The organism is Wolbachia endosymbiont of Ctenocephalides felis wCfeJ (assembly GCF_012277315.1).
Classification (GTDB): domain Bacteria; phylum Pseudomonadota; class Alphaproteobacteria; order Rickettsiales; family Anaplasmataceae; genus Wolbachia.
Genome location: NZ_CP051157.1, coordinates 1,046,874 through 1,062,743 on the forward strand (window position 1 = coordinate 1,046,874; position 15,870 = coordinate 1,062,743).

The window sequence follows — 15,870 nt, forward strand, 5'->3', positions numbered from 1 at the left end:
AATTTGGAAACGCATAGTACGTTACACCTAAGATATTAAAGTTCTATGTTTCCTGATTGTCTTATATGCAAAAATCTTGCATTTCCATCATTTTAAATTTTACATTTTGGAAACGGTTCAAACCCGCCAGTCTGGCTGATTTCAGATTTCCGAAAATCTTATATATGTATATAATATATGTAAATATTATATACATAATAAATATAAATATAAATAAATATAAAAATATAAAAGCTATAAAAATAAAACTATGAATATAAAGCTAATTAAGTTATAAGCTTAAGCTATGAGCTATAAGGGGGAGAGAAAAGAAAAAAACTTGTTACAAGGTGGTAAAAACGTGATAGCCATTTAAAACGATTTAGAGGGCATTTATAGAGCCACTTGTAATTAGATATGGGGGGTTTGGTTTGTATAGTTTTATTCAAAGATCGTCTGTAACACCCTTTAAAACTCGAATATGAGCATGGATATTGATGAACAAACCTAGTAGGAATTTACACAAGTAAGTTTTAATACGTTTTTTAAAACTACTAATGACTTTAGGTGGGCTTGACTACCCTCACCCAAAGAGCCTCTGTAACAAAATCCAAATAACCCATTGAATGTGGTAGCTGAAATGTTTGAAAGATATGCTTTGCAATTGGCATGAATATTAAAATACTTTAGTTAGAGTTTTTATAAATAAAAGCTCAACAATCTGAAACCTACAATTGAGAGATTGTTGGTCTTTTGGCATGGAAGTACAAAAACTATAAAAAAAATTCAAGTTTTTGCATTTTTTTTGGACGAATTTGCGATTCGTTACGTATATATATGTACACGTTTATTTATACCATGTCTCTAGGTAAAAATTTCCAATTGTATAACGTTTTAAACTACAGCGTTTTGGTAGCTTTATGGTAGGTGAAATAAGTTGTTCAAGAGTGGATTGTTCAAAGTGGGTTGGTCTGCCTCCCGAAATTACCATGCAGGATTGGCTCTTGCTACTGGTAAGCCCTGGCTCAATATGAATGTGAAACAATTTTAAGAACGAACAAAATTGATATTGCTAAGACACTTCTTAAGCACGGTGCTAAAACTGAAGAGTTTAACTGTCTTAAAGAGATAAAACGTATTAGTAAGAGTGCGGTAGAGGCGCTCTTACCATATATACCTTATAGGCAAAAGATATTACACTATATTGTGGAAAAAGCTTGCAAGGATCCTAGTTGGATAGAATGTCTTGAAAAAGTTTTATCAGAATCTAATTCAAACACTTCAATGTCAGCTATAAATGTACATATTATGAATGATCATAATAAGACTCCTTTAGATGTTGCGTGTGAACTGGATAACCTTAATGTTGTAAATATGCTTTTAGAGTACGGAGCAGATCCTAATGTATATCATAGTGATTCACCACTGTATTATGCTTTAAGAACAAACAAAGTTAACTTTGTTGAAGCGCTCCTTAAGTACGGTGCTGAAACTGATTACCTAGACTACAGAGGTTTTAGCCGTAGTACAATAGAAATGCTCTTACCATACGCATCTGATAAGCAAAGGATGTTTCACTATATTGTGAAAAGTGCCTGCAAGGATCCTAGTTGGATAGAATGTCTTGAAGTTTTATTAAAATATAATTCAGACAGGGAAAATCGAATTATAGATGTGAATAGGAGAAATGGTCAAAGTGACACTCCTTTATGTGTTGCGTGTGAGTTAGGCAACCTTAATGTTGTAAATATGCTTTTAGAGTACGGAGCAGATCCTAATATACGTGGTATCTCGTTTGTACCATTGCATATTGCTATAAAAGAAAACAATATTGATATTGCTAAGGTACTTCTTGAGCGTAGTGCTGAAACTGATGACCTAGACTACAGAGGTTTTAGCCGTAGTACAATAGAAATGCTCTTACCATACGCATCTGATAAGCAAAGGATGTTTCACTATATTGTGAAAAGTGCCTGCAAAGATCCTAGTTGGATAGATTTTCTTAACGACGTTTTGTCAAAAGATAATACACACGACCCAACATCCGCTATAGATGTAAATATTATTGGTGATTATAACAAGACTCCTTTATATATTGCATGTGAGCTAGGCAACCTTGATGTTGTAAATATACTTTTAAGGCACGGTGCAAATCCTAATGTACATGGTACTTCGTGTATACCGCTGCATATTGCTATAAAAGAAAATAAGATTGATATTGCTAAGGCACTTCTTGAGCATGGTGCTAAGGCTGAAGAATTAAACTCTCTTGAAATCATAAAATTTAGCAGAGGTGTAGTGGAAATGCTCTTGCCTCATTTATCCAGTACAACAAAAAATCTGATGTTGCATCATATTGCTGCGGGTGACAGCATGGAAACTAATCACGATATTGAGATTGCAAAATTACTGTTGGGGGCAGGTGTTGACCCTAAGTTTTGTATTCAGGCAGGAATAGGGAAATCAAGTTCCAGCGCATTACACTGTGCTAAGTTAAAGGGAAAAGGTAAGCTTGTAAAATTATTTAATGGACGCGAAGAGAACTCAATTAACAATGATTTACATTGTGTTCAGCAGCCTATAACAGATAATACAACACATAACTCTCCACAAAAACAGTCCTCAAGAGGAAAATGGATGATTATAGTTCCAGCATTATTGTGTAGTGCTATGGGTGCTACGCTGGCTACAAGGGGAATTATACCTGAAATTGCTGCTATTGGAATAACTGCAACAGTTGTGCTATCAGGAATTACTGGTGCTGTGGTAGGTGGCGTAGCAGGATATCTTGTTGATGTAACAATAAGTCAGTGCTGCAGTAATCAGCAGCGTGCAACTTAGTTAGCACATTGGTATCGATTATCTAAGTATTACTTGTACTAGGACGTGAAGAGCTCAGTGATTGGTTACGCGATATTGGGTGTACTTTATCCTCAAATGGATAAAAACTCACAGCATGCACTCAACAATTTGAATTACACCTTCTGTCCTAGTCCAGAACGTTCATTAGATGTATCAGAGAGCTTGCTACTAACCTTCTCACAAAACTTGCCAGTACCATAACCTACCAACGCACCAACTACTGCAGATAGCAGTACCCGAAGAAACGAAAGATATGGAGAAATTTACCGCTCAGCCTCTTTTGAATCTAGAATAATTGGCATCTTTGAGGTCTTTTACGCTATTAAACTCATAAATTCATTTCTCTGGCTTTTTAGGTCGCTTATAGAGGCGATTGAGATGAGATATAGAAAAGGAGGTCCAAAGCCCCAAACTCCTTTCTCAGATCATCTCTGGCGTTCATTTTTTTCTTTAACATACCCAAAAGTTTTGAAATGTAAAAAACTTGAATATTTTCTCAGAATTGTGTATAATTATTAATGGTTTTTCACTTGACTTCTTATGGCTTTGTCAAAGTTTTTAGATCCTAAAAATAATTATGCCTTCAGGCGCATCTTTGGTACTGAAACCAATAAAGATATACTCATTCATTTTCTCAATGATGTTCTAAACCTCACTGGTGAAGCTAAAATAAAGGATGTAAAGTTTCTAAGTCCCATTCAAAACCCTGACATTGCTGCTAAAAAGGAGAGTATTGTCGATGTACTCTGTAGAGATTCTTCAGGTGTTCAGTTCATATGCGAGATGCAGGTCGCTAGAACCACTGGTTTTGAAAAACGCGCTCAATACTATGCTGCTGGAGCTTATTTTAGCCAAGCCGGAATAGGTGACAAATATCATGAACTTAAAGAAGTTATCTTCATTGCCATCACTGATTTTGTTCTATTTCCTAATAAATCAGCCTACAAATCAGATCATGTTACTCTTGATAAGATTACTCACGAACATGACCTGAAGGACTTTAGTTTTACTTTCATAGAATTACCGAAGTTTCCAAAAACAAAAGAGGATCAATTAGAAAATATAGTAGAAAAATGGATATATTTCTTTAAGTATGCAAGTGAAACGAGTGAAGAGGATCTAAAGAAAATAGTAGGAAGTGATGAGATTATTGGCAGAGCGTATAATGAGTTGATAGAGTATAATTGGACTAAGGAAGAGCGGGATATATATCGACAGGCTAAGAAAAATGAGGATGATAATGTATCTTGCCTCAACCAGAAATTTAATGAAGGTAGGGCAGCAGAAAAGATAGAAGTTGCTAAAAACTCACTTAAAGCAGGTGTCTCTGTAGATGTTATCGCTCAAATTACCGGCCTTTCAGTAGATGAAATAAAACAACTACAAAAAGAAATTACTTAATGCCCTGGCGATCTCTTTAACTGCTTGTCCACGGTCACGCTGCTAAAATGAGATTCAGGTCCACCAGTTTTTGCTTCTGAACGAATAACACTAGTAAGAGCAACAGTAGCAAGTACATGATTAATCGCTCCTTTAGCCAACTCTGATAAAGATTGTTTTAGCTTCCGCGTTTGCTCTGCTTCTTCAATTTCACGTCTTGAACCTATAAAAGGAATTACTTTGGTTGCTTGCACTACTTCCTTCATATTCTGACCTTTCTTTAAACTATCAAGATAATCTCTAGCTGTCATACTTATTTCTTTTCTATCTAAGTGCTCTTGAAATTTTTTACTACTTAAATTCATATCAGCATTGATAAGTAATGGTACACCGCCTCCTATGTTAATTTTAGTGCCAAAGTCATATAGCTGTACTCTGGATATCTCTTGGCCATTAAACTTAATAAGACCAAGCTCCTTGTCCTGCTCTGCCAGAAGTTGACGCTCTGTTTTGATTTCTTTTGCTAAAATTTGCTTATCCTTATCAGACAGTAAGCTGTTAGCTCTAGCAACATCAAAGTGCTCAACAAGCAGACCCTTTTCTCCCATTTCATAGCCAGCAGATTTTATTCCTTTTTCTACAACTTGCATCAGTTGATCAATACTTTTCAGTCCAGAAACAAACGCTGCATTGCTATCAAAATAGGCATAATTATCACCTTTTCTATAAATTGCAACAACGTGGTTACTTGTAACTAGATGAATAGCAAAATCACCTTTAATTCCAGCTATATAATCTGATAGTTCGCTCAACATCTTATGATCCTGAGTACGAATTAAGCTTGAAGGTAAACTATTCGTAGTAGAATCTTGTTGTCTTTCAAAGCTACTCAGTAATTTACTAAAAGCAAAAGCTTCCCTTTCCTCTCTTTTTGATACCTGTTTGCCCTGCGCTATACGCTCATAAATTTCGGCTGAAGCTTTTAGATTACTTACAAAAGATTCACCACTTCGTGATAATAAAGCCTGGGATAAGCCACGAGTAATAGCAATACACTTGCCTTCAAATTTAACATTCCTTGCCGCAAAAGAAGGGAGATAGAGGCCTTGTTCTAGAGATTTTACCTCTGAATTTGGAATATAACTAGAAACAAACTTAGATAGATATAAAAATGTTTTTTGTTGCTTTTCATAACATTGAATATTACACTTTTTTCTCTGTGCCCGTTTTATATAACACTCCTTTAAAAAGTTAACAACTTGCCGATTCCCTGCTAAATCTAGAGAGGTTGTACCATCTTTAGTGGTTTTCTTAAAATTGGCTCCATTATTGACTAGATACTTTACTATTTCTAATCTGCCTTTTAAAGCAGCCAAATGAAGAGGCGTCATGCCATCTTTATTAGCTGCATCTAGATCAGCCACGTTATCAACTAGATACTTTACTATTTCTAATCTGCCTTCTAAAGCAGCCCAATGAAGAGGCATCATGCCATCTTTATCAGCTGCATTTAAACTAGCTCCGTTATCGACTAGATATCTTACTGTTTTCAATCTATCATCCTTATCGAAAAGATCAATCATAGCAGCCAAGTGCAGAGGAGCCCTACCATCTTTATCAACTACATTTAAATCAGCTCCTTTGTCAACTAGATATTGTACTACTTCCAGTTTTCCATATTGAGAAGCCAAATGAAGAATAGTTCTATTAAGCCAATCAGCTACATTCAAATCAACTTTTTTATCTTCGATTAGATATTGCACTATTTCCAGTCTACCCTTTGCAGCAGCTAGATGAAGAGGAGTTCTGCTAAAATAAGTGATAGTGGCTGCTCTACTCTTCGAAGCAGTAAAAAAGAGAGTGTGGCCGATAGAGATAGTAGCTGCATTCAAGTCAGCTCCTTTGTCAACTAGATATTGTACTACTTCCAATCTGCCATTATAAGCAGCTAAATGAAGTGGGGTCATTCTATTATGGATGTCAGCTATATTTAAATTAGCTCCTTTGTCAACCAGATATTGTACTGCCTCTAGTTCTCCTTCTTGCGAAGCACGATGTAGAGGTACCCAACCGCTTCTATCTTTGTCATTAATATTGGCTCCTTTACTAACAAGGTATTTTATTGCTCCTAAATCTCCTTCTCTAGCAGCGTCATGTAGAGAAGTATAAGTAGGACTTTTTCTTTCTGTACTAGCCAATATATCCACAATTTCTGTGAGTCCTTTTTCTTTAGCAATATTTGAAGGTGTTTTACCGTGATTGTCCTTTGCATCAATATTAGCGCCTTTCTCCGTAAGAAATTTTACAACTTCTGGATTACCAGCCTCAATAGCATAATGTAATGCTGTCCAGTTTATTTCATTCTTATGTATGTTAATAACCCTGTGAGCCACTGAACCACATTTTTCTATCAGACTTCTTATTTTTTCTAGACTATTGCATTCAATAAACTGAACTAACTTAGTATATAGTTGCAACTTTAAATCTTCCGTGTAATTATCTCTTTTATTTTGATCAGATAACGTATCATATGCAGCTTGTAGCCTTTTAAAAGTTCCATCCAAATTATCTAACTCCTCTTCTTCTACTTCTGATAGATCATCATTTTTTCTTTTTTGCGATAGGTAGTTATACCTTACTATTTTTTCTGGTGGCAACCTATCTGGGTGGTATTTTAGAGATAACGCTTTGTACGATTTTGTTATTTCACTTAGAGTGGCATCTAATTTTACACCTAATATATCATAGTGATCTAGCATTTCTACCTCCTATTTTAAAAATATTCCTCTGTGTTTATACCAAAACAAACAATATAATGCAATAAAAAGTATTAATGGAAATTATTTTGCACTATAGATTGACTGCTATAGCTAACCTAATTACTTGGTAGATACCGTCTCGCCAGTCAACAAGAAAATTATGAAAATTGGATCTAAATTGCCTAAGCTGTATTGTAAAATCAAAAAATACTACCAATTCACGCCTTGTATAGCGGTATACAAGTTATAGTTATGTTGATAAGTAAATTGGTTTATACATATAAGACAGCAGAAATTTACTTATCAACATATACACTAACCAATTACATTCAATAAATTTGTATATGATACCATTTTACATAAGATAAAATGGAAGCATCTTTTGATTTTAAATTATTAAACCTTCAGTCAACCTCCTAGCTCTGTAGTTTTTGATATGATCAGGATTAAAAGCACTTTTGGATTTTAAAGTACCGAAGATAATATGCAGAAGTTTACGCATTGCAGCACCAACGATGGCCATATTATGCTTACCCTTTTCCTTTAATTTTTGGCAAAAACTCATAATGATAGGATTGTGATTCTTAGCTACTATGGCAGGAAAGAACAAAGCCTTTCGTAATGTTTGTGAACCTGATTTACTTAACCTGGGTTTGCCATATACAGATGAACCTGACGTTATATTTCGTGGTGTAACTCCTGCGTATGCTGCCAATTGTCTAGCATCTCTAAAAGCCTCCATGTCAGGAACTTCAGCTAAAATAGCTATTGCTGATTCTTCTCCTATGCCTGGAATAGTCAATAGAAGTTGAAAATTTTCCAACAATTCTTTGTGCTGCTTTAATAATTCACGTATGGAGTCTTTTATTGTTTCTATTTTTTGAGCTATATTTATTGCAAGGTCTTCCCAAGCATTTGCAACTTCTTTAGGCAGTCTCTCTTTGTTTTCTAGATGATTATTCATTAATGTCAATTCATCTTTTAACGCAGCCAAACAACGATAAAGATGTCTTAATTTTTTCAATTCAGGAGAAGGCGGTGTCCAGCGTGAAGGCTCCTGTCTTTGGCAATAATCAGCAATAATTTCTGCATCAATCTGATCATTCTTTTGTCGTGCAAGCTTACTCCTCGCATAAGATTTAATGCAATAAGGATTGACAACACTAACAAAATGTCCAGCATTATGCAGAAATTCAGCCAAAGCTTCGCTATAACAGCCAGTAGCTTCCATACAAGCTTTCACTTGTTCTACGTTATGTTTTTGTAGAAAGTTCAGTAGACCTTGAAATCCGCTATCATCGTTTTTCAAGTTCCTTCTCCTAGTTTCACGTTTTCCTTTTTTACTTATAAATGAGAGACAAACATCAAAGCGATCTTTTGATACATCGATGCCCAAAAAGTTATTGATCATATATAACCCCATACGTTACCATTAAAAATGAAAAGTAAGGCTAGTCTTGTGGATACAGAATTAGAACCATTTAGGTCTTTCTACGATACCGTCCAGCCTCTACTTTTGAGAAGGGAACTCTTACCTTGCTAACAGATTTTATATCTAAGGGCTATAACAGAGTTCTTCCCTTCTCCATCTAATGCTTAAGCTTAAAACATTAGATGCTTTCTTCAAGATACAAGAGCATTAGCAAATAATGAGCATCTAAGTAACACTCAAGGAATAGTAGCTAGAAACGAGAAGCCAAGGAGTTTTATGAGTGACGTCTCTTCTCCAAAAAGCTTCAGTGCTATTAATCAAAAGACTGTCGGCTATTTAAGATAAAAAAGCTGTCAAAGCAAATTTGTTGAAAGTAGTATGGAACAATATACATTTAGAGCAGATAATAAAGATCCGATTTATAAAAAGCTACTCAAGCTTCCTACTGCATATTACATACTCAAAAGAAATGGTGATGCATACACTATTGAATCACATATTGGTACAGCCAAAGTGCAGAATGCTATTGACTTAAATTTAAGGAAGAAGGGTGATAAAATAGTTTTATGTGAAAAAAACTTACCTCTGAAAGCAAAAAAAGGTAATGAAGAAAAAGACCTTATTATAGAACAAGAAGCTACGATAGGTGGAAGTAGGGATAATATTATAGAAGAACTCAGATCCTATGAAGTACGCACTGCATCTGGAAAAATAACAGGTGTTATAGGTTCTTATTACCTCAAACTAATACCTAATAAATGGGAATTGAACTTTATCAATTTTTATGGTGAAAATGATCCAGTACTAGAAAAAATCAAGAAAGAAAAGGGCGAACTTTATTTTACAATAAAAGATAATGATATAGATTGTTCTAAGACTATCTATATATCAGATAAAAATGGAAGACCTATTACAGTATATGGTGACAATCAGTACACATTGAATACATGTGATCCTTTAACAATAAGTGATATATCAACAATAATAGACAGCTTAGAGCCGAAATTTACTTTGCAAAAGGGAGAAGAATTACGGGATAATACTTATAAAGCAAATATTGCCTTGGATGATAAGGTAATAGCCACTCTACCAAAAGTAGGTTACTACATGCTTGATGATCAATTAGTCATACGCAATCATGTTACGCAAGAGACAGTGGTCATTCCCAGCGATTTCCATTATTTAAAAGTTATCAAATTTGGTGATAATGATTACAAACTAACTTTTTGTAATGTTCTTGGTAATGAATTCTTTGAGTATAAAAAATATGATCCACAGTACTCAAATGTTCCAGATGAATACAAATTCATAAGCTTAAGTTGCACAAAAAAAGAATACAATCCCAGTCTTGGGGAACTACTTAGCCATCGACCATCATTCTTTATTGCAGAAGGGTCTCTTGAACTAGGTCCAGATTTAGATAAACATGTGGCTGAGGTGTTCGAGTTAACACCTGCTGGAAAAGGCAGAAAAATGGCCATATTAATCGATGAATTTGGCTATTTTAATCAAGATGGCATGTTTATGCATTGTAATTACCATACAGGAAGCAAATATCAAATTTATGATCCTGCTGAAATTGATAAAGAATATAAGATAACAGACGCAGATAATGAGTTTTACCTAACAAAATACAACGATATGATCCTTCACACTATTCCGGAGCTTATAGCCTCTTAAAGTTTCTCAATTTCACTAGTAGCCAGCCCTGTAAATTTAGCGATGGTTTTGATGTCCATTTGATCGGTGCCTATATACACAGTAACATGCTAATAAATCTTACTTTTTTAAACTTTATAGTGCATAAAAGAAAAAAACGACCGCCAGAGACAACTCTACAATCGCATTTAAGGCTTTAGGTGTAGGTTTGGATCATCCTTTCACAACTACCTCTGTAACATGCCTAAAAAGGCTAGCGAATGAATTCATAGATTTAACTGCTATAAAAAGCTTTAAAAATACCTGTTTTTAGTGTAGTAGATCAACCTCTCAAGAAAAACGAGCGTTAAAACTCAAATGCGATATCGCGAGGACGAGCTTGTCGATCCCCTACATTTTGACATAATAGAGAACCTAAAGTTTAACGTCAACATTTAGTAGAAATTTCATATTAACCTGTGTAATGTTTATTTTTGTGAAAAAGAGTGGCCACTGGTAATAATAGCTATAATAAGCATACTATTCTTGCAAGATACAAAATAGCCGAAAATATAAGAAGCTGGATATTAAAGCGAAAATATACTGTAAAAGATTTATCAAATAAAACAGGCATAGGATACTACACGCTACTTAGGTATGTACAAGGAAAATGTGGCATTCCAACTGGAGAATTAAAAAAAATAGCAAGTGCTCTAGATGTCAGAAGCCTATTCCCTAAACGCAAAATGCTAAAAGAGAACGGTTTTGGTAAGGTTAAAGACCAAATAATGTATAATTTCATGGGAAGGTACACACAAACAAGAGAGCGAGAGTCACGTAAAGCAATCTATGCATTAACACAATCTGTCCGAGCTCAAAAAGAAAGCAATGCAAAAACAGCAAGAATAAAAATGGCAAGGAATATGCTTGAAGTAGGATTTTCTGCTGACGTTATCTACCAAGCAACCGGTTTATTAGCTGATGAGTACAATAACAAAGAGAAAAAACCACCCAAGCGTCAAGATGAAGGAGAAGAGATAAAAAAGTGGAGGATAATACGAGGATATACACAAGAATATTTAGCGGGAAAGCTAGGTGTATCAAGTTCAAAAATATATAACTGTGAACAGGGAAATGTTATCATTTTAGGTGAAACATTACATGAAATAGCAGAAGAATTATCAAAGGATGCGGAAGACCTAATGCATGAACCAACAAAAAAAGATTATTATGATGAAAGTTTATTTGGCAGCTTATTATCAGACTACTCTGGTACAAAGGTCGAAAAAAACGGACCAGTATTATCATTTGGAAGAATAAATTTCTTCAGTTCTAGAGGTCCACTAGTTGAAATTATAAATAGCTATCTACGGAACCATTATGAACAAGCTTTCAGCAATGACATATATCGTTTAGATGTAGCTATACTTGGAGAAACAGAGCCTCACACAAAGAGTTACAAATGCGTCTACGAAAGAGGTCATCAATGGTACAACTTCGAAACACTGTATCCTCTACCCCAAAGTTTACTACCAGAAATTAAATTTGCCAAAGCCGAAATAGTATTATCGGATAGTTGGAACTTAGGTGAAATAAATGCTTGCTTTCCAGTTGCTAGCGTAGAAGAAGAAGGTAACAAATTTATATTGGGAAGTGATAGGCTATCTCAGCAACTATGGAATTTAAAATACAAACCAATTTTAGAAAGGTTCAGTGTTACCTATAATTACACAGCAGCAAACCATACCAATCAAAAAATTATAAGATATGGTATAGCAAAACACTACATTCATTTTAAAAACGATTTAGATTCAAAACAAAAAGATCCGATCCACGAGTTAGAAAATTACATTTTAGTATTTTATTCCGGAGTCCTCACCTGGCACGAACATCGTCATTTGAATAGAAAATGGGTGGAAAAACAGATTGTTTGTTTAATAAAGTAGGTATATGTATTTACATCTTAATAATCTCGCTAATATTTAGTTAAATAACAAGGTAAATTAACGAAAAAAAAACTTGCATTTCCGATATCAAAACAGGTATAACTGAAGAAGCACTGGGTAAACATAATAAATTTACCTCTTGCTAAAGTTGGCCAAATTAGGCAGTTTTATGTTTTAATTATTGATGGGGTAGTTATGAAATCCAGAAAAATGAAAAACTGAAAAAGGAACTTATAGGTTTGCTTTTTACCTAATATGTTAAATATATGTATTTATATCTTAATACAGCGTTTTATGCATGTTGTGTAAAAAAAAACCCGTTTCCATGCCAAAAAGGCCATAAGTTAAATAAGTGCAGGTAAACAAAAGAAATTTGCCTGGAACTGAAAAATAATAAATTGAATAGTGGGGTATGTTATGGTAAAATATAATCAAAAAAATAAAGATACTTTTAGTAGGTATTTAAAAATATTATTAGAAGGTCAATTTGGTGATATTAATGAAAAAGACTCAAGGGGTCTTGCGATATTACATCAAGCAGCTGAACTATCAGACGCAGAAGGAATACAAGCGCTGATAGCAAAAGAAGCTGAAGTAAATATCAAAAGTGATATGGGGGATACTCCCTTACACCTAGCCGCATTGCGTGGAGAGGTAGAAAATATAAAAGCTCTGATAGAAAAAGGAGCAGAGGTAAATATAAGAAATGATAGCGGGGATACACCGTTACATGAAGCAGCAATAAATGGGGAGGTAGAAAGCATAAAAGAACTAATAAAGGGCGGAGCAGAAATAAATGCAAAAAACGATGGGGGATGTACGGCATTACACCGTGCAAGCTTTATGGGGTACGAAGAAGCAGTAAAAGAATTAATAAGTTCAGGAGCAGATGTTAATATAAAAAGGACTCCTTTACATGATGCAGCACTTATGAGAGAAGTAGGAAACGTGAGAACAATACTAGAAGTAGTAGAAAATGTAAATGAGAGAGACGAAAAAGGATGTACCCCATTACATCTAGTATGCTTAAGAGCAAAAGGAGAAAAAGAATTAAAAATAGTAAAAGAATTAATAAGGAGGGGAGCGAACACGAATGTACTATGTAATATAGGAAAAACACCAATGGATTATGCTAGACACAATCAAGAAATAATGGAGGTATTAAAAACAGCAGAAATAGTAAATAAACAAAGGGAATATATTAAAAAAAGCAGCAGATTAGCAAAAGAGGAGGTAGAAACTATGGATGAGTAAAAGAGTAGCTGCAGCCTTTTTAAAAACTTAGGAGGGCTGTAGCTAGCATAACAGTTGCATTTTTTGCATAAGGGCAGCTGATAAATGAATTTATGTAAAAAGGGAGCCAAAATTGGAAAAATAAATGGATAAATTCGCTTAACTCCCTAAATTATAGGGAAAAAGAGCTCTTTTCTATTTGTTCGATTATCAAAGAAACTTGGTATAAGGCTCCTGAAAATATTTACAGGAGAAAAATCATGCAAAAAAGAACATTTACTATTCACCGTCATTATGAACCAGATGAGTCATCAGATAAGTGTTTATCAGGTGCTTATGAAATAATAATAAGACGGATGATTGAAAGAAAGCAAAAGGAATCTTTAAATAAAAAGGAGGTAGAAAAAAATGACAATAGTGGCCTTGTATGCAAGAGTTTCATCGCAACTCCAAGCGCAGAAGAATACAATAGAGAGTCAAATTGCAGAGCTTGAGCGTAGAATTGCCCAAGACAATCATAAGCTACTAGATGAGAATAAATTTGAGGATAATGGCTTTACTGGGTCAAACTTAGAGCGAGAGGGTTTAAAAAAGTTACTTAGTAAAGTAGAAGAAAAAAAAATTAATAAGATATATATTCATTCACTTGATCGCTTGTCACGTGACGGTAGGGATCAAAGAAATATAATAGATAAATGCAAAAGTGTAGGAGTAGACATAATCTCTTTAGATTGTAAGATTGAAGATACTCCATCATCTAATTTGCTAGTGGATATAAAAGGAGCAGTAGCAAGGCATGAACTTGGAGTAACATCAGAACGATGTATGAGGGGAAAAATTCATAGGGCAAGCAAAGGGTGTGTGAGTGTAATGGGCCATAGGTCTTTTGGTTATTACCTTATAAAGCATCTAGACAGAGAAAAAACAAAAATTGAAATAAATGAAGAGGAAGCAAAAGTAGTGAAAGACCTATTCAAGTGGATAGGTTTAGAAAGAATAAGTTTACACAAAGCTGTACAACGACTACAAGATAGGTGCATTCTTTCTCCTACTGGCAAAGAAGTATGGAGCAAATCTACAATTAGTAAAATATTGAGAAATAAAGCATACAAAGGAAAAATGGAATTTGGTAAGACAAAGGTAGGAGCAATAAAACAAGAAATAAGAGCAAGGTGGAAAATACGGCAATTGAACTTTTCTGTTTATAGTACAGATGAAAAGGATCGGATAAAAATACCAGTACCAAGGATAGTTGAAGACGAATTATTTAATATAGTACAAAAACAACTTGATGAAAATAGAGAGAGAGCAAGAGTACGACAAAGTGGAAAAAAGCATTTATTACAAGGACTAATAGCATGTGGGTATTGCAAATATAATTATTATATAGCAAGAAATGCTATAGGAAGCAGATACTATCGTTGTAGTGGAATAGATGCAAATCGTTTCGGTGGGACCAGGGTATGTAACAGTAAATCAATCAGAGCAGAGATACTAGAAATAATTGTATGGGACGAAATAAAAAAGACACTAAAGGGTCCAGATGCAATTGCAAGGGAGTATAAACATAGGCTTTTAGAACATAAAAATGGACAACCAAATGATGAGCTTGAAAAAGAAAGAGGCAAATTAGAACAAGGTATTAAAAGACTAGCTTATGTTTATGCTCGAGGACACATAAGCCAGGAGGAATATGACCAAGAAGTTGAGGGAATGGAGAAGAGGCTAAAAGTAATTAGAGAGCAGCAGGAAAAAATGGTCGATGAAAAGGAGCTGCAGAGGAAATTAGATTTTACCATAGGTAGTATAGAAGGCTTTGTCTCTGGGATTAGATCAGAACTTGATCAAGCAGATTGGGAGACTAAACTAAGTATAATTCTATACTTAGTGAGAAGCATTAAAATTAACCACGATGATATGCGCATAGTGTTTCGATTTCAAGAACTGGCTATGGAAATGCAAAAAAAAAATGTGCTACATTATAATAGGATCCCAGTGTCGGAGCACTGGGATGACATTATTAAGCTACTCGGGTGACATTGTTGGGCCATTCAGATGACAAAAAGACATATGGGAATGACATCCACAACCCTGTCATTTCAGCGCATGACGTTGGAATTCAGTGAAAAAGTGGATCCCAGTGTCGGGGCACTGGGATGACATTATTAAGTAGCACTGGGATGACACCATAAACCCTGTCATTCCAGCACGTGATGCTGGAATCCAGTGAAAAAAAGAATGGATCCCAGTGTTAGCTACTAGGATGACATCGTAGAGGCTAAAGGGATGACACCCGCAAATTACCTGCTGATTGCAATGTTCGTACAACCATAATGCAAGAAGTCTATCACCATTAAGATAAGCCTTATTTTCATTTTTACGCAAAATCGAAAATAAGAGGTTTCTTATGTTTATCCATGCAAATAGATAAGCCTTATTTTCATTTTTATACAGAATCGAAAATAAGAGGTTTTTTATGTTCATCTACGCAAATAGATAAGTCTTATTTTCATTTTTATACAGAATCGAAAATAAGAGATTTTTTATGCTCATTCACGCAAATAGATAAGCCTTATTTTCGTTTTTACGCAAAATCGAAAATAAGAGGTTTCTTATGTTCACCCACGTAAACAGATAAGCC

The 15,870-nt window shown here is 34.7% G+C and carries 11 protein-coding genes; 8 read left to right on the forward strand and 3 right to left on the reverse strand.

Annotated features, from left to right (window positions below; all coding sequences use genetic code 11):
* Positions 1-1,185 precede the first annotated feature (1,185 nt).
* Both HF196_RS04975 and HF196_RS04980 read left to right on the forward strand, forming a co-directional pair.
* Positions 1,186-2,820, forward strand: a complete 1,635-nt coding sequence (locus tag HF196_RS04975) for an ankyrin repeat domain-containing protein (RefSeq protein ID WP_168456077.1) — start codon at positions 1,186-1,188, stop codon at positions 2,818-2,820.
* A gap of 561 nt (positions 2,821-3,381) precedes the next feature.
* Positions 3,382-4,242 carry an Rpn family recombination-promoting nuclease/putative transposase gene (locus HF196_RS04980; RefSeq protein WP_168456078.1) on the forward strand — a complete coding sequence of 287 codons (861 nt, stop codon included), beginning with the start codon at positions 3,382-3,384 and terminating at the stop codon, positions 4,240-4,242.
* Here HF196_RS04980 and HF196_RS04985 read toward each other — a convergent pair.
* Together HF196_RS04985 and HF196_RS04990 are read right to left on the reverse strand one after the other, a co-directional pair.
* On the reverse strand, positions 4,239-6,980 hold the full coding sequence (locus tag HF196_RS04985; RefSeq protein WP_168456079.1) for an ankyrin repeat domain-containing protein: 2,742 nt from the start codon (positions 6,978-6,980) through the stop codon (positions 4,239-4,241). The genes HF196_RS04980 and HF196_RS04985 overlap by 4 nt on opposite strands.
* A 388-nt stretch (positions 6,981-7,368) precedes the next feature.
* Complete coding sequence (locus HF196_RS04990; RefSeq protein ID WP_168456080.1) at positions 7,369-8,391, reverse strand: IS110 family RNA-guided transposase; 1,023 nt, start codon at positions 8,389-8,391, stop codon at positions 7,369-7,371.
* Between the two features lie 399 nt (positions 8,392-8,790).
* Here HF196_RS04990 and HF196_RS04995 point away from each other — a divergent pair, with 399 nt between their 5' ends.
* The 5 genes from HF196_RS04995 (at position 8,791) to HF196_RS05015 (ending at position 15,266) form a co-directional block, all read left to right on the forward strand.
* Positions 8,791-10,092, forward strand: coding sequence for a hypothetical protein (locus HF196_RS04995; protein WP_168456081.1), 1,302 nt, complete (start codon positions 8,791-8,793; stop codon positions 10,090-10,092).
* 464 nt (positions 10,093-10,556) lie between these two features.
* Positions 10,557-11,996 carry a helix-turn-helix domain-containing protein gene (locus HF196_RS05000; RefSeq protein WP_168456082.1) on the forward strand — a complete coding sequence of 480 codons (1,440 nt, stop codon included), beginning with the start codon at positions 10,557-10,559 and terminating at the stop codon, positions 11,994-11,996.
* A 417-nt stretch (positions 11,997-12,413) separates the two neighbouring features.
* A complete protein-coding gene (locus tag HF196_RS05005) occupies positions 12,414-13,250 on the forward strand; it encodes an ankyrin repeat domain-containing protein (RefSeq protein ID WP_168456083.1) in 837 nt (278 codons plus the stop codon).
* Between the two features lie 239 nt (positions 13,251-13,489).
* Positions 13,490-13,723, forward strand: a complete 234-nt coding sequence (locus tag HF196_RS05010) for a hypothetical protein (protein WP_168456084.1) — start codon at positions 13,490-13,492, stop codon at positions 13,721-13,723.
* Entirely contained in the window at positions 13,638-15,266 is a 1,629-nt protein-coding gene (locus HF196_RS05015) for a recombinase family protein (protein ID WP_168456085.1), read from the forward strand. Before HF196_RS05010 ends, HF196_RS05015 begins: the two co-directional genes overlap by 86 nt.
* Positions 15,267-15,323: 57 nt before the next feature.
* On the opposite strand, the gene HF196_RS05020 is transcribed toward HF196_RS05015, so the two are convergent.
* The gene (locus HF196_RS05020) at positions 15,324-15,614 is read right to left on the reverse strand and encodes a hypothetical protein (protein WP_168456086.1); all 291 of its coding nucleotides are present in this window, start codon (positions 15,612-15,614) and stop codon (positions 15,324-15,326) included.
* A gap of 32 nt (positions 15,615-15,646) precedes the next feature.
* Between HF196_RS05020 and HF196_RS05025 the strand changes: the two genes are divergently transcribed.
* Positions 15,647-15,859, forward strand: coding sequence for a hypothetical protein (locus HF196_RS05025; protein WP_168456087.1), 213 nt, complete (start codon positions 15,647-15,649; stop codon positions 15,857-15,859).
* The last annotated feature ends 11 nt before the right edge of the window (positions 15,860-15,870 follow it).